This window comes from Actinomadura sp. KC345 (assembly GCF_004348515.1).
Lineage (GTDB): Bacteria > Actinomycetota > Actinomycetes > Streptosporangiales > Streptosporangiaceae > Spirillospora.
The window spans coordinates 23,295-39,041 of record NZ_SMKH01000035.1 but is presented as its reverse complement, the minus strand read 5'-3'; the positions used below and the strand labels follow the sequence as shown (position 1 = coordinate 39,041).

The following is a 15,747-nucleotide window of genomic DNA, read 5'->3' as shown; positions in this document are numbered from 1 at the left end:
GGGGGTGGACTTGAGCGTCTGGGCGGCGGGGTCGACGCCGGCCCACCGCTTGAGGTCGGCGATCGCCGTGGCCTGCTGCTCGGCGGGCAGCTCCGTGATGAGACGGCCGCTGTGGTTCATGCCCGGGGCGACGTAGACGGCGGAGTCGCGGCTGCCGTGCCCGAGGCGGAACGGCTTGGACCCCCACGGGTCGTTCTCCCCGTACACGAACATCATCTGGCTGGCGTTGCCGCGCACCCAGCGGTCGATGTCGCGCATGGCGCGGCCGTTGTCGAACCGCATCCGGATGTCGCGCGGGACGTAGGTGCGCGGGTGGTAGCTGTCCTCGTGCCGCAGCAGCTTGCGCATGTGCTTGAACTTCGGTGAGGGCCAGCCCAGCTGCGTACCCGCCTGGTAGTAGTACGGGATGTAGGGCTCCAGGCCCTGGTCGGTGTAGAAGGAGAGCCCGGCGATGCTGTCGAGCGACGTGTAGAGGTCGTCGTCGGAGGCGTCCACCGGTGGCAGGTCCGCGCAGTCGGACTGCAGGCTGTACTGCCAGAACCCCCACTCGTAGTCCATGACCGAGTTCTCGAACGCCCGGTCCGGGCTCCGGAGGATGTCGAACGTCCAGCCGTTCTCCTCGGCGGCGGCCGTGAAGCGCGTGAGCATGGCGGGGCGCCGCTTGAGGAACTCACGGGCGAGCGCCTGGAGGTGGGCGCGGCATTCGGGGTCGGTGCCGACCGTCTCGAAGAACTCGTCGTAGGCGCGGTCGTCGTTGTTGCGGTGGTCGTTCGGCGCCACGTAGACGACGCTTCCGTCGACGTCACGCGGGTAGAAGCGCTTGTGGTAGACGGCGGTCATGCCGCCCTTGCTGCCGCCCGTCGAGATCCACTTGCCCTTGTAGATCGTCTTGAGCGCGCGGATGATCCGGTGCTCGTCGGTGGCGGCCTGCCAGATCGTGTCCTTGGTCCAATCCGTCGGGACGGGGCGGGACGGGGTGAAGTAGCGGTACTCGACCGAGATCTGGTTGCCGTCGACCAGCGCGGTCGGCTCGGAGGTGAACATCACCTCGGGCGTGTCGTAGCCGCTGGTGTACAGGACCATGGGTCCGTCCGCGGTCTTGTGCTGCAGCATGATCCGCTGCTCGAACCACTGCCCGCGCGGGTCGCGGTGGTCGACCGGCTGCCTGTACTCCAGCCAGAACCAGCGGTAGCCCGGCAGCGTCGAGGTCTTCTCCGTCACCTGCATGCCGGGGATCGCCTTGAGCCGGTCGAGGACGTCGCCCGGCTGGCCCGTGCCGGACTTGTTCGTGCCCGCCTGGAGGGTGACCGCCTGCGCCGCCGTGGCGCCCGTTCCGGTCAGTGCCGCGGCGAGCAGCAGTGCCGTCGCTCCTTGTGAGACGCGCCGCATTGTGCCCCTTTCACGTGGGTTCTCCACAATCGCGTCGCGACACTAGAGGAGAAGTAGGCCGAAAACGGATTCCTGTGTTGCTTGTTATCCATCCGTGACGGCCGCGGAACTCAGGCGGGCGGGGTCAGGGCGATTCCGTCGTCCCAGGGGGCCAGGCGCTCGAAGAGCCGCTCGTCGTGCCAGCGTCCCTCCAGGTGGATGTGCCGGCGAGCCGTGCCCACCGCCGTGAACCCGTTGCGCTCCAGGACCCGCTGGGACGGAATGTTGTCCACCCTCGTGAACGCCTCCACACGGTGGAGGCGCAGGGCGCCGAACGCCACGTCCAGGGCCTGCCGGACCGCCTCGGTCGCAACACCGCGGCCGGCGTGCGCGCTCGCCACCCAGTACCCGACGAAGCAGCTCTGCAAGGGGCCGCGCAGGACGTTGTTGAGCGTGATCCGTCCGGCCATCTCACCGTCGACCAGGATGACGCCCGGCCACATCTCCTCCGTCGCGTACGCCTCGACCAGGTCGTGCAGATTGTCGAGCTGCCCTTCGACGGTGAAGTACGCGTCGTCGCGCTCCGGCTCCCAGGGGTGCAGGTACTCGCGGTTCGCCTCGTAGAGCGCGGCGAGCTCCTCCGCGTCCGCCATCTGGACGACGCGCAGCCGCACGCCGGGCTGGGGACGGTCGAGCGAGACGGGCTGGCCGGCGAGCGCCGTCATGGCCGGGGCGCCACGTAACGCCCGATGAACTCACGCTCCTCGGGCGTGAAGCGGCGCAGCCGGTTCGTCTCCACGTCGAACGCGACGAGCGTCGAGGTCGCCGCGGCGTAGACGTTCTCGTCGTCGCGCACCTCGTAGGCCAGCTTGAACGAGGCGGCGCGGGCCTCGGTCACCCACGTCTCCACCCGGATCGGGTACACGGTCGGCAGCAGCGGGGTCCGGTAGTCGATCTCGTGCCGCGAGATCACCATGCCCCGGACGGGCTTCTCCCCCTTGCGCACCGGGTCGCCGTGGAACATCTCCAGCCGGGCGTCCTCCAGGTAGCCGAGGAACTTCACGTTGTTCACGTGGCCCTGGGAGTCGATGTCGCCGAACCGGATGTTGAACTCGTAGATGTGCCGGTACTCGGCCTCGGGCATGTCGGTCTGCTGCATGTCCTCGCCTGGGGGTACGGGAAACCGGGGTCCGGTCGATGTTACCCGCAGCGCTTCCGGGGGCCGGCTCTCGCCCCGGCCGCTCCCGGGCGGGTCAGTCGCGGACGAGGCAGGGACGCTTCGGGTCGAACGTCCAGCCGGGAACCAGGTACTCCATCGCGGCCGCGTCGTCGCGGTCGCCGAGCCCGTGCTCGACATAGAGCCGGTGCGCGGCCTCGATCCGCTCCTCGTCGACGTCGACGCCGAGTCCCGGCGCCTCCGGGAGCGTGATCCGCCCGTCCTCGATGCGGAGGGGGTCCCGGGTGAGGCGCTGGCCGTCCTGCCAGATCCAGTGCGTGTCGATCGCGGTGATCTCCCCGGGCGCGGCGGCGGCGACGTGGGTGAACATGGCGAGCGACACGTCGAAGTGGTTGTTGGAGTGCGACCCCCACGTCAGCCCCCACGCCTGGCACAGCTGCGCCACCCGCACCGAGCCCCGCATCGTCCAGAAGTGCGGGTCGGCGAGCGGGATGTCCACCGCGTCCAGCCGGATCGCGTGGCCGAGTTCCCGCCAGTCGACGGCGATCATGTTGGTGGCGGTGCGCAGGCCGGTGGCGCGGCGGAACTCCGCCATCGTCTCGCGTCCCGAGTAGCCGAGTTCGGCTCCGCACGGGTCCTCCGCGTAGGCGAGGACGTCCTTGAGCGCGCCGCCCAGCCGGACGGCCTCGTCCAGCGACCACGCACCGTTCGGGTCGAGGTTGATGCGGGCGCCGGGGAACCGCTCGGCCAGCGCCCGGACGGCCTCGGCCTCGTCGTCGCCTCTGAGCACGCCGCCCTTGAGCTTGAAGTCGGCGAACCCGTACCGCTCCTGCGCCGCCTCCGCCTGCCGGACGATCGCGTCCGCTGTCATGGTCTCCTCGTGCCGGACGCGGAGCCAGCCGTCCGCTCCCTCTGGCGGCCCCTCGTACGGAAGGCCGGTCTTGTGGCGGTCGCCGATGTAGAACAGGTAGCCGAGCATCGGGACCGTCTCCCGCTGGACGCCGTCGCCGAGCAGCGCGGCCACGGGGACGCCGAGGAACCGCCCCATCAGGTCGAGCAGCGCCGACTCGATCGCGGTCAGCGCGTGGACGGTGATCCTGGTGTCGTGCGTCAGCCCGCCGCGCCCGCCGGCGTCCAGGTGGCCGAACGTCGCGCGGACGGCGTTCAGGATCGCGTCGGACCGCCCGATGGGCCGTCCGACGACCAGGTCGCGCGCGTCCTCCAGCGTGCGGCGGATGCCCTCGCCGCCCGGGACCTCCCCGACCCCGGTGCCGCCGGCGGAATCGGTGAGCAGCAGCAGGTTCCGCGTGAAGAACGGGCCGTGCGCCCCGCCGAGGTTGAGCAGCATGCTGTCGTGCCCCGCGACGGGGATCACGCGCATCCCGGTGACGACCGGGGTATTCATCGCCGCGCCCCCTGGTAGGCGACCGGGCGCTGGAACCGCTCGACGGCGAGGCTCCCGACCGAGGTCGTCCGCGCGTCGGACGTCGCTGGGAACGGCCCGCCGTGGACCATCGCATGCCCCACCCTCACCCCGGTGGGCCAGCCGTCCCAGACGATCCGACCGGCCAGGCGCTCAAGGACGGGCAGCAGCCGGTCCGCCGCCTCCCGGTCGCCGGGGCCGGCGTGGAGCGTCGCGGTCAGCTGCCCTTCCAGGCCGCGGGCCAGCTCCGCGATCTGCGCGAGGTCCTCGCAGCGGACGACCAGCGAGCACGCGCCGAAGATCTCCTCCTGGAGGCCGGGGCCGAAGTGCTCGGCGTCCACGGCGGCGAGAGCGGCCGCGCCTCCCACCGCCGCGTCGGGTTCCCGGCCGCGCGCGAGGATCTCCACGGCCGGGTGCCGTTCGAGCCGGGCGACTCCGTCGGCGTAGGCACGGGCGATGCCGGGGGTGAGCATGGGCGCGCCCGGGTCCCCGGCGATCGCCTTGGCGGCCGCGTCCAGGAACGTGTCCAGTGCGGGGCCCCGGACCGCGAAGACCAGGCCCGGGTTCGTGCAGAACTGCCCGGCCCCGAGCGTCACGGAGCCGGCGAAGGCGCCCGCCAGCTCGCCGCCGCCCGCCTCCAGGGCCTCCGGCAGCAGGAAGACGGGGTTGACGCTGCTCATCTCCGCGTACACGGGGATCGGCCTCGGCCGGGCCGCCGCCGCCTTCGCGATCGCCAGCCCCGCCGCCCGCGATCCGGTGAACCCGACCGCCTGCACGCGCGGGTCGGTGACGAGCGCGATGCCGAGCGTCGGGCCGTCCCCGTAGAGCATCGAGAACACGCCTTCGGGCAGGCCCGCCTCCCGGACGGCCTCCGACACGGCGCGCCCGACGAGTTCGCACGTGCCGGGGTGGGCGTCGTGCGCCTTCACGATCACCGGGCAGCCGGCGGCCAGCGCCGCCGCCGTGTCCCCGCCCGCCACCGAGAACGCCAGCGGGAAGTTGCTCGCCCCGAACACCGCCACCGGCCCGAGCGGCACCCTGCCCTGCCTGATCTCCGGCCCGCCGTCGTCGGCGGGATCGACGCGCGCGAACGGCCCGCCGGCCGCGCGCAGGTCGCCGGCGAAGAGGCGGAGCTGGCCGGTCGTGCGGGCGACCTCGCCGGTCACGCGGGCCGCGGGGAGGCCGGTCTCGGACGTGGCACGGGCGACGAGCTCGCCGGTGAGGTCGTCCAGCCCGGCCGCGACGGCCTCAAGGAACGCGGCCCGCCGCTCGGGGGACGCCGCGCGGTAGGCGCCGGACGCCTCGTCGGCCAGGGCGCAGGCCCACTCCACCTCGGCCTCGCCGCCGTAGCGGTACTCGGGGCCGAGGCGTTCACCGGTACGGGGATCGACCGCGGTGATCGCCGTCCCCGTCCCTTCGATGCGCTCGAAGCCGATCACCATGTGCCCGGTGAGCCGCGCCATCGTCCGTCCTCCTCGGGTCCGGCGGGTGAGTCAGTCCGGACGATAGGAGACCGGATCGATACCTGTCCAACACGAAATGCGCATCGTTCGATGCACGCCTTGTATCACTGCGTCGGCTGCCGGGCGGGACGCGAACGGCCGCGCGATCATGGTGATCGCGCGGCCGTGGAGCCGGTCAGGCGGTCAGCGGGTGAGCTTGCGGTGCGTCACCCGGTGCGGGCGGGCAGCCTCGGCGCCCAGCCGCTCGATCTTGTTCTTCTCGTAGTCGGCGAAGTTGCCCTCGAACCAGAACCACTTCGAGCCCTCCTCCCACGCGAGGATGTGCGTGGCGATGCGGTCCAGGAACCACCGGTCGTGCGAGGTGATCACGGCGCACCCCGGGAACTCCAGGAGGGCGTTCTCCAGGCTGGACAGGGTCTCGGTGTCCAGGTCGTTGGTCGGCTCGTCCAGCAGCAGGACGTTGCCGCCCATCTTGAGGGTGAGCGCCAGGTTGAGGCGGTTGCGCTCCCCACCGGACAGGACGCCCGCCGGCTTCTGCTGGTCGGGACCCTTGAACCCGAACGCCGCGACATAGGCGCGGGACGGCATCTCGACCTGCCCGACCTTGATGTGGTCGAGGCCGTCGGACACGACCTGCCACACCGTCTTCTTCCCGTCGATGCCGCCGCGGCCCTGGTCGACGTAGGAGACCTTGACCGTCTCACCGACCCGCAGCTTGCCCGAGTCCGGCTCCTCCTCACCGATGACCATGCGGAACAGCGTGGTCTTGCCGACGCCGTTCGGGCCGATGACGCCGACGATGCCGTTCGGGGGCAGGTTGAACGACAGGTCGTCCATCAGCACCCGGTCGCCGAAGCCCTTCGTCAGGTTCTCGGCGACGATCACCGTGTTGCCGAGCCGGGGACCCGGCGGGATCTGGATCTCCTCGAAGTCGAGCTTGCGGTACTTGTCGGCCTCGGCGGCCATCTCCTCGTACCGCTCCAGGCGCGCCTTGCTCTTGGTCTGCCGCGCCTTCGGGTTCGACCGGACCCACTCCAGCTCGTCCTGGAGGCGCTTCTTGCGCTTGGCGTCCTTGTTGCCCTCGACCTTCAGCCGCTCGGCCTTCTTCTCCAGGTAGACGGAGTAGTTGCCCTCGTAGGGGTAGCAGCGGCCCCGGTCCAGTTCCAGGATCCAGGTGGCGACGTTGTCGAGGAAGTACCGGTCGTGGGTGACGGCCAGGACGGTGCCCTCGTACTTGGCGAGGAACTGCTCCAGCCACTGCACGCTCTCCGCGTCCAGGTGGTTGGTGGGCTCGTCCAGCAGCAGGAGGTCGGGCGCTTCGAGCAGGAGCTTGCACAGCGCGACGCGCCGCCGCTCACCACCCGACAGGTTCGCGACCTCGGCGTCCCCGGGGGGGCAGCGCAGCGCGTCCATCGCCTGTTCGAGCTGGCTGTCGAGGTCCCACGCGTTGCGGTGGTCGAGCTGCTCCTGGAGCTTGCCCATCTCCTCCATCAGCTCGTCGGAGTAGTCCGTCGCCATCTTCTCGGCGATCTCGTTGAACCGGTCGACCATCGCCTTGGTCTCGGCGACGCCCTCCTGGACGTTCCCGAGGACGGTCTTCTCCTCGTTCAGAGGCGGCTCCTGCTGGAGCATGCCGACCGTGAAGCCGGGCATCAGCCGCGCGTCGCCGTTGGAGGGCTGTTCCAGACCGGCCATCATGCGCAGCAGCGTCGACTTGCCGGTGCCGTTCGGCCCCAGGACCCCGATCTTTGCGCCCGGAAGGAAATGCAGGGTGACGTCGTCCAGGACGACCTTGTCGCCATGTGCCTTGCGCACACGCTGCATCGTGTAGATGTACTCGGCCATGCCATCAAGCCTAGAGGGTTCCGGAGTGTGGTGTGTTTACCGCGCTTCCCTTGGCGGGCGGGGGTTCAGGCGCCGGACGGCTTGGGGCCGTCCACCGCGGGGAGGCAGACTCGGTCGCGGCCGGAGGACTTGGCGCGGTACAGGGCCAGGTCGGCGGCCGCCAGGAGTTCCAGGAGGTCCTGGCCGTGCGTGCGGTACAGGGCCACGCCCACCGACACCGTCACCGTCACCGTGCCCTCCTCCGCCGGCACCGCCAGGCGGCGCACCCTGCCGCGCAGGCGTTCCGCCACGCGGCACGCCTCGACGGTGTCGGCGCCCGGCAGGAGCACCACGAACTCCTCGCCGCCGAACCTTCCCACCACGTCGTAGTCGCGCAGCTGGTGGCACAGGGTGCTGGCCACCCCGACCAGCACCTGGTCGCCCATCAGGTGCCCGTGGGTGTCGTTGACCCGTTTGAAGTGGTCGATGTCGATCAGCAGGAGCGCCACGGCGTCGTGCGTGCGCTGGGCGCGGGACAGCTCGGTGTCGGCCTCCCGCTGCCAGGCCGCGGCGTTCAGCAGCCCGGTCTTGGCGTCCGTGCGCGCGGCCGCCTGCAACTGCTGGTGCATCAGGCTCCGCTGCAGCAGCATCACGGGCGGCAGCGCCAGGAGCAGCAGACCCAGCGACAGGGCGCTCATGACCGTGACGATGGTGCCGACGCACAGCTCCACCACGTCCAGGAGCAGGCTTTCGCGCGTCCACAGGACGTCCCGCCAGCGACTCTCGGGGTTGGCCGCGTGCGCCGCGACGGCGACGATCGCCGTGTTCACCACGGTGAACAGTGCCGCGCACGCCACGGCCGCCGGGATGCCCGGGTACGCCAGGACGACCCACTGCGGGGACCCTTCCAGCGGATCGGGCACCACCCGGTGGAACACCAGGGACGCGCACGCCCCGGCGATCCCGAACGCCGCGGCGACCAGCGCCCGCCGGTAGATCAGCGTCCGGCGCACCCGGAACTGGAGCAGCGCCTGCAGCGGCACCGGGATCAGCAGCGCGTACACCGGGGGCAGCAGCAGCGCGACCGGCAGCCACCACGCCGACAGCAGGTCGCGCGCGACCCCCGCCGGCATCCCGAGGCGCCGCGTCGCCTCGATGCACACCGCCCCGCACGCCAGCAGGGCCGCGAACGTCGTCAGATCACCGACCCGGAGCGGCGTCCCGATCAGCCCCGCGACGGTGAAACCCAGGTGGGCGGCCACCACCACCGGTACATAGATCACGAGCAGGGACGGACGCCCCAGTAGAGCCCGGCGCCTGGGCCGGAGGGCCAGCTCCCCACCACGGTCCTCGGCGGACGACTGCACTGCCGTCATCCTTCCCCCTTACGTGCATCACCTTGTGTAACACGATAGTTGCAACGTGTGCGGAAGGGGCGTGAAACAGGTACGTTCGGGAACGCACATGCGGGTGGCCGTTCGGACACCACGCATCAGGGCCCGCGGGTTCGCGGTCCCGGCACATCCTGAGGGGGATTCGACCATGCGCGGCATTTCCTGGATCTGACGCCGCAGACCCCGATGGTTCGGGGGCGCCGACCGGCAGCCACGCCACTGCCGGCCACGCCCCCCGCCCCCTTGATCTCCAGAGCCACTGACCTCCAGAGCCACCGCCCGAAGCCCGGTCAGGCGGCCTTGGGTTCGTTCTCCTCCTCCGCGGGAGCCGTCAGGGCCCATTCGTCGGCGGTGTCGCGGGCCAGTTGGCGGTCCTCCTCGCTCAGCGGGCCGCCGCGCTGGGCCGGGCGGTAGTCGGCGGTACCGCGCAGGAGGTCGGGGCCGAGGGTGGTGGCCTCGATCTCGGCGGAGAAGCGCCAGTGGCCGTCACGTTCGTACTGGCGGACGCGCAGGCGGCCCGTGACCAGGACCGGTGTGCCGCGCGGAAACTCGGAGGCGTTGACGTTGTCGGCGAGGCTTCGCCAGCAGTTGACGGTCACGAACAGCGTCTCGACGTCCTGCCACTGGCCGGTCTGCCGGTCGTAGCGGCGGGGCGTGCAGCCGACCCGCAGAGCCAGGAACGGGGTTCCGTTGGGCGTCACGGTGTAGCGGGGTTCGGCGGCGACCCAGCCGGTGATGGTGATGTGCGCCTCGTTCACTGCGTCCTCCGTCGTCCGGTATTCGGTACGGGTCAACGGTGACGCAGGGCCCGGCGGAGGCGGGGCCGGGCGCGCAATTGTGGATAACTAGCCGCGGCCCAGGGCCACGTCCACGTTCTCGCGGAAGCGGGCATAGACCTGCAAGTCGTCCTGGATGGGCTCGATCACCTTCTGGTAGGCGACGCGCTCGATGCCCACGCGCATGTGGTGTTCCATCTTGTCGCCGTGCTTGGCGGACGACAGCGCCACCAGGTTGCGACACGCGGACGCGGTGAGCCAGCCCATGCCGAGCGTGCACACGACGAGTACGGCGACGTACGGGATGAGGCCGGCCTCGCCGATGAGGCCCGGGTCGTCGCCACCGAGCTCGAACACGCCGTAGGCGACGAGGAAGCCGATCCACACGACGCTGAGGACGGCGACCAGGACGAGGAAGTACTGCCAGGTCTTGACCAGCCACCACCAGCGGGGCACCACGTTGAACGAGGGCAGGGCCGCCTTGAGCGACTCGCCCAGGTCCTCCGGGATCTCTGTGGCGTGCGACCGCGCGGCCGTGCGGACGGAGCGTCCCCAGTGCGTGGGCAGTTCCTGGGACAGGCTCTCGGTGACGCTCTGGAGCGCGTTGTCCACATCGCCCTGCTGGGCGCCGATCGGGCCGGTGAAGGCGTTGCGGAGTTCCTCGCGCAGCTCGGTGAGGCGCATCCGGCGCAGCGGGTCGGAGCGCAGCCGGGCGGCGATCGCCGCCACGGGCCAGCCGACGAAGTCGGCGGCGCGCAGCTCGTAGGCGCTCTCCATGGCCTCGGCGACGGCGGGCGCGCCGGCGGCGTCGGTGAAGGCCTGGACGAGGTCGGCGCGGCGGCCGTCGTCGACGGTGGTGGGAGGCTCGGCGTCGAAGCGGTAGTCGGCGAACCGCTCGGCGACCCGGTCCACGTCGGCGGAGAGGCGCTCGGTGCGGGCGCGGCGCGCGGCGACGGTGTCGACGAGGACGTCGCGGAAGCCGTAGGTGCCGTCCTCGGCGACGGCGGAGGTGGTCACGATCCGCGGGTCGGCGAGGCCCTCGGCCTCCAGCAGCCGGCGCAGGTCGGCGACGCAGTCGTCGATCTCGTGCGGGGCGAGCCGGTCGACCTGGTTGAGGACGATGAGGGTGACCCCGGCGTGCCGGGCGAACGGGACGATGTAGTTGCGGTGCAGGGCCGCGTCGGCGTACTTCTGCGGGTCGACGACCCAGACGAGCAGGTCGGCGATGGCGACGAACCGGTCGACCTCGGCGCGGTGCACGGCCTGGATGGAGTCGTGGTCGGGCAGGTCGATGAGGACGAGGCCCTGCAGGGAGTGGTCGGCGCGCTCCAGGTCGAGGGCGCTGGCGCGGGCGTAGCGGTGCCGCTTGTCGACCTCCAGCCAGTCGAGCAGGGGGCCCGCGCCGTCCAGGCCCCAGACGCACGCGTGAGCCTGGGACGTCATCGGCCGGCGCATGCCGGTCGGCGACAGTTCGAGGCCGCAGATGGCGTTGAACAGCGACGACTTTCCGCTGCCGGTGCCGCCCGCGAGGGTGACCACGGTGTGGTCGCCGGACAGCCGCAGCCGCTGCCCGGCCCGGCCGAGGAGCGCGGCGGCGTCGTCCAGGACGGGCTGGTCGAGCCGGCCGACGCCCGCCTGGACGAGCCGGTCGAGGCCGTTGAGGCGATCGGTCAGCCCGGGTGGGCCGGCGGGAGCGCCGGTGTCGGGCAGGCCCGCGGGGACGACCGGGATCCCGCCGGTTCCGGCGGGCGAGTTCGCGGGGATGGCCGAGGTGGTCATCGGGCAACCTCGAGGTTGTAGGTGGCCTGGTAGAGCTGGACGGGGACGGTCTCGTCGGGGATGCCGGCGGAATCGAGAACCTGCCCGAACCGGATGGCCTCCTCGTCGAACAGCATCCCGATGCGGCTGCGCAGGTCGGCGCGGGCCTTGGCGCCCATCCCGCGCAGGGACTCGGCGCCGAACAGCGCCTTGAGCAGCCGCTGCGGGACGGCGCTGTTGCCGCCCTCGACGGCGACGTCGGACGTGCCGTACCCGAGCAGGCCGATCATCAGGACGAGGGACACCGCCTCGGAGTCGAACGAGACCAGTTTGGCGACCGAGCGCTTGGTGACGCCCTCGGTGCGGATCAGCTCCTGGACGTGGTCCTGCCACGAGCTGACGGCCCGGGTGACGCGGCGCGACAGTTCCGGGGAGACGTGCCCGAGGTCGGCGTCGGTGCCGGCGAGGACCTGGCGTCCCGACGGGTGGTCGCGCCAGCGGGCGACGACCTGTTCGGCGCCGTGCTCGGCCGACGCCATGATCAGCGATTCGAGGCCGGCGCGCAGCGCCGCCTTGAGGGCGCGCACCCGGGCGGGGCTGCGCCGGTTGCGCCGTCCGGCCGCGCGACCGCGGCGGCCCCGCTGGGTGTGCAGGGAGCGCAGCAGGTCGCCGGTGCCGGCGAAGTCCTGCCAGCGGGCCAGCACCTCGCCGCGCAGCAGGGAGCCGTTGCGGGTGGCCTCGTCCAGCTCGGCGAGGGCGGTGCCGTAGCCGGCCTCGACTTGCGCGGCCAGCTCGGTGCGCTGCTCGACCTGCGCCTCGACCTGGCGGGCCAGCTCCGGCACGCGGGTACGGAAGCTGTCCAGGACGGCGGCGAGGGTGTCGCCGACGACGATCTCGCGGTCGTCGGCGTCGTCGGCGACCCCGGTCAGCCAGGCGCGGATGTCCTCGACGGTCTCCTCGGGGAGGCGGCTGTCCTCGATCCGGGTCTCGGGGACGGTGAAGCGGCGGGCGTCGCCGACCTCGTGCTCGTCCAGCATCTCGCCGAAGTGCTCGACGATCTCGGCGCCCTGCGGCCCGGCGCCCTGCGGGACGCGGGACAGCACGACGCCGATCGTGGCGCCGTTCTCCTTGGCGCGCTGGAGCATCTGCCACACCTGGGCGTCGGCGTAGCGGGCCGCGGTGGTGACGCACAGCCACAGGTCGGCGGCGGCCATGAGCTTGGTCGCGAACTCGTAGTGGTCTTCGAAGACCGAGTCGAAGTCGGGGCTGTCGAGCAGGGCGAGGCCGGGCGGGAGGACGTCGCTGGCGATGATGACCAGCTGGTCGCCCGCGATGGCGTCGGGGGCCGGGCCGCGGACCCGTCCCATGCCGGGCAGCAGCGGCCCCTCCATGAACCACTGCACGTGGTCGGGGTGGCACACCAGGATGGGGCTGCTGGTGGTGGGCCGCAGCACCCCGGTGGCGCTGACGCGGGTGCCGACGAGCGTGTTGACCAGCGTGGACTTGCCCGCGCCGGTCGACCCCCCGAGCACCACGAGCATCGGCGCCCCGGCGGCCTGGATGCGCGGGAGAACGTAGTCCTCCAGCTGGCCGCGCAGTTCGTCGCGGGCCTCGCGGGCCTCCTGCACGCCGGGGACGTCCAGCAGGAAGTCGAACGCGCCGAGCTGCTCGCGCAGCGTGGTCAGCGCCCGGGTCAGCTCGCCCTGCCGCGCCGTCCCGCCGATGGGCTTGGGCGCGGCCCGCCTGCGCCCTCGCCGGGCCTTGGTGCCCTTCGCGCCGCCGGAGCCCTGGGCTCCGGCGGCGTCCTTGACGCCGCCGGAGTGCTTCGCGCCGCCGGACTCCTGCTCGGCCCCGCCGCGGGCGCCCTCGGGGCCGGTGCCCTCCCCGGTCCGGCTCTCCTTCTCGCGCACCTCGTCCTTCTCGCGCGCGTCCTGTCCGCGCGCTTGTCCGCCGGGCGCGGCGTCCTCGCCGGGGGTCGCGGAGTCCTCGAATCCGCGTCCCGGCCCGGAGCCGGCCTCCTCGTCGTGGACCGCGCTTCGCTCTGCCGGGGGTGTCACGGATCCCGTCCCATGTCGGCTCGAATCATGTCGATCTCTCGTGCCACGTTGACCACGTCGCCCACGACCACGATCGCCGGCGGCCGGACGTCACCGGCGGCCATCGCGCCGGCCACCGTCCCCAGCGTCGCGGTCAGCGACCGCTGGCCCGGGAGGGTGCCGTCCTGGATCACGGCGACCGGCGTGTCGGACGACCGACCATAGCGCATGAGGGCCGCTGCGATGGGCGTCATCCGCTCCACGGCCATGAGCAGGACGAGCGTGCCTTCCGCGCGTCCCAGCGCCTCCCAGTCGACGGTCGAGCCCTCGTGCCCCGGGGGGACGTGCGCGGACACGACGTGGAACTCCTGCGCGACGCCCCGGTGGGTCACCGGGATGCCCGCGGCGGACGGGACGGCGACCGCGCTGGTGATGCCGGGGACGACCGTGACCGAGACGCCGTGGCGGGCGCAGTACAGGGCCTCCTCGCCGCCGCGCCCGAACACGAACGGGTCCCCGCCCTTGAGTCGGACGACGAACCTGCCCTTGCGCGCGTGCTCCACCAGGTACTCGTTGATGCGGTCCTGCGCGACCGTCCGGCCGTAGGGGATCTTGGCGGCGTCGATCACCTCGACGTCGGCGGGCAGCTCGTCCAGCAGCGCGCCGGGGACGAGCCGGTCGGTGACGACGACGTCGGCCATGGCGAGGAGCCGCCGCCCGCGGACGGTGATCAGCCCGGGGTCGCCGGGGCCGCCGCCGACGAGGGCGACTCCGGCGGGCTTGCGCCGGGAGTGCCGCGATTCCAGGGCGCCGTCGCGCAGGCCCTCGACGACGGCGTCGCGGATGCCCGCGGCCCGCCGGGGGTCGCCGCCGAGCAGGACGCCGACGGTCGCGTCGCCCGCGTGTCCGCTCGCCGGGGTCCAGGCGGGCGACGAATCGGCGTCGTCGGCCCGGACGGCCCAGATCCGCAGGGAGTCGGCCTCCGCGACCACGTCGCCGTTGGCCTTGGGGTCGTCGGTGACGGCCTGCACCAGCCAGGCGCCGTCGCAGTCGCCCGGCTCGTAGGGGCGGCGATGCCAGGTGATCTTCCCGCGCTCGGCCAGGCCCTCCAGGGAGGGGGTGACCTCGGGCGAGACCAGCACGACCGAGGCGCCCGCGTCCAGGAGCGCGGGCACGCGGCGCTGGGCGACCCGCCCCCCGCCGACGACGAGGACGCGTCGCCCGCCGAGTCGCAGGCCTAGCAGGTACGGGGGCACGTGGTGGTTCTCTCGATCGGGTGTGCTGTCTCGTTGACGTGCGGGTAGCTTGCGGGCACCGGTGACGGACACGTGTCTCGTTGAACAAAGGTACTCGGGTTCACGAGTGCATGGAGAGTGGCTCCCTCCGTTCGATAGCCGAGCGTGACTCATTCCGTGATCATTTGGTTACGGGGACCGGCGTCCTTTTCGCTGACGCCCGCGGAGTCGAAGGTGGCGACCTCGTGCAGCACCCGCACCGCGCCCTGGACCAGCGGCAACGCCAGAAGCGCCCCGGTTCCCTCGCCGAGCCGCAGCTCCAGGTCGACGAGCGGCCGCAGCCCCAGCGCGCCGAGGGCCGCGCCGTGGCCCGGCTCGGCGGAGCGGTGTCCCGCGACGCACGCGCCGAGGGCCCGCGGGCACATCGCGGCGGCCGCCAGGGCGGCGGATCCGGCGATCACCCCGTCGAGGACGACCGGGACCCGCAGCGAGGCCGCCCCGAGGACGAACCCCGCGATCGCGGCGTGCTCCAGCCCGCCGACCGCCGCGAGGACGCCGAGCGGCTCCGCGCCGTCCCCGGCGGGCAGGCCGTGCAGTGCCAGGGCCGACCGGACGACCTCGACCTTGCGGGCGTGGGTGGCGTCGTCGATGCCGGTGCCGCGCCCGGTGACCCGCTCGGGCGGCAGGCCGGTGAACGCGGCGACCAGCGCGGCGGACGCGGTGGTGTTGGCGATCCCCATGTCCCCGGTGATCAGGCAGCGATGACCGGAGGCGACCAGATCGCGGGCGACCTCGATGCCGGTGGCCACGGCGCGGCGGGCCTCGTCCGCGGTCATCGCGGGTCCGCGCGTCATGTCGGCGGTGCCGGGCGCGACCTTGCGCGAGATCAGCCCGGGAGCCGGGTCCATGTCGGCGGCGACGCCGATGTCGACGACGCTGACCGCGGCGCCGACCTGCGCGGCGAACGCGTTGACCACGGCGCCGCCGGCCAGGAAGTTGGCCACCATCTGCGCGGTGACCTCCTGCGGCCACGGCGTGACACCCTGGGCGTGGACGCCGTGGTCGGCGGCGAACACGGCGACGGCGGCGGGCTCGGGCAGCGGCGGCGGGCACTGCCCGGCGAGCCCGGCGAGCTTGACCGACACCTCCTCCAGGACGCCGAGCGACCCGGGCGGCTTGGTGAGGCGGGCCTGGTGGTCGCGGGCGTCCCGCATGGCGGCCTCGTCCGGCGCCGCGATGGAGGCGATGGTCTGCTCGATCAGGTTCACGGTGTCCTCTCCGTCTGGTGGCCCT

The 15,747-nt window shown here is 72.4% G+C and carries 12 protein-coding genes; all 12 read right to left on the bottom strand.

Annotated features, from left to right (window positions below; all coding sequences use genetic code 11):
* On the bottom strand, nt 1-1,389 hold a 1,389-nt coding region (locus E1281_RS08955), incomplete at its 3' end, for a S28 family serine protease (RefSeq protein ID WP_131876799.1).
* Nucleotides 1,390-1,499: 110 nt separating this feature from the next.
* Nucleotides 1,500-2,093, bottom strand: a complete 594-nt coding sequence (locus tag E1281_RS08950; protein ID WP_131876798.1) for a GNAT family protein — start codon at nt 2,091-2,093, stop codon at nt 1,500-1,502.
* The gene (locus tag E1281_RS08945) at nt 2,090-2,527 is read right to left on the bottom strand and encodes a thioesterase family protein (RefSeq protein ID WP_131876797.1); all 438 of its coding nucleotides are present in this window, start codon (nt 2,525-2,527) and stop codon (nt 2,090-2,092) included. The genes E1281_RS08950 and E1281_RS08945 overlap by 4 nt, the downstream gene beginning before the upstream one ends.
* 94 nt (nt 2,528-2,621) lie before the next feature.
* Nucleotides 2,622-3,950: an enolase C-terminal domain-like protein gene (locus tag E1281_RS08940; RefSeq protein ID WP_131876796.1), complete on the bottom strand. Its 1,329-nt coding sequence runs from the start codon at nt 3,948-3,950 to the stop codon at nt 2,622-2,624.
* Nucleotides 3,947-5,431 carry an aldehyde dehydrogenase (NADP(+)) gene (locus tag E1281_RS08935; RefSeq protein ID WP_131876795.1) on the bottom strand — a complete coding sequence of 495 codons (1,485 nt, stop codon included), beginning with the start codon at nt 5,429-5,431 and terminating at the stop codon, nt 3,947-3,949. Before E1281_RS08935 ends, E1281_RS08940 begins: the two co-directional genes overlap by 4 nt.
* Nucleotides 5,432-5,614: 183 nt before the next feature.
* The gene (gene ettA, locus E1281_RS08930; RefSeq protein WP_131876794.1) at nt 5,615-7,276 is read right to left on the bottom strand and encodes an energy-dependent translational throttle protein EttA; all 1,662 of its coding nucleotides are present in this window, start codon (nt 7,274-7,276) and stop codon (nt 5,615-5,617) included.
* 65 nt (nt 7,277-7,341) lie between these two features.
* Nucleotides 7,342-8,631: a GGDEF domain-containing protein gene (locus E1281_RS08925; protein WP_131876793.1), complete on the bottom strand. Its 1,290-nt coding sequence runs from the start codon at nt 8,629-8,631 to the stop codon at nt 7,342-7,344.
* Between the two features lie 308 nt (nt 8,632-8,939).
* Entirely contained in the window at nt 8,940-9,407 is a 468-nt protein-coding gene (locus E1281_RS08920; RefSeq protein ID WP_131876792.1) for a single-stranded DNA-binding protein, read from the bottom strand.
* Nucleotides 9,408-9,494: 87 nt separating this feature from the next.
* On the bottom strand, nt 9,495-11,204 hold the full coding sequence (locus E1281_RS08915; protein WP_131876791.1) for an ABC transporter: 1,710 nt from the start codon (nt 11,202-11,204) through the stop codon (nt 9,495-9,497).
* Nucleotides 11,201-13,240: an AAA family ATPase gene (locus E1281_RS08910; protein ID WP_165958839.1), complete on the bottom strand. Its 2,040-nt coding sequence runs from the start codon at nt 13,238-13,240 to the stop codon at nt 11,201-11,203. The genes E1281_RS08915 and E1281_RS08910 overlap by 4 nt, the downstream gene beginning before the upstream one ends.
* A complete protein-coding gene (cobA, locus tag E1281_RS08905) occupies nt 13,237-14,475 on the bottom strand; it encodes a uroporphyrinogen-III C-methyltransferase (RefSeq protein ID WP_243716724.1) in 1,239 nt (412 codons plus the stop codon). The genes E1281_RS08910 and cobA overlap by 4 nt, the downstream gene beginning before the upstream one ends.
* A gap of 149 nt (nt 14,476-14,624) precedes the next feature.
* Entirely contained in the window at nt 14,625-15,722 is a 1,098-nt protein-coding gene (cobT, locus tag E1281_RS08900) for a nicotinate-nucleotide--dimethylbenzimidazole phosphoribosyltransferase (RefSeq protein ID WP_131876789.1), read from the bottom strand.
* Between the last annotated feature and the right edge of the window lie 25 nt (nt 15,723-15,747).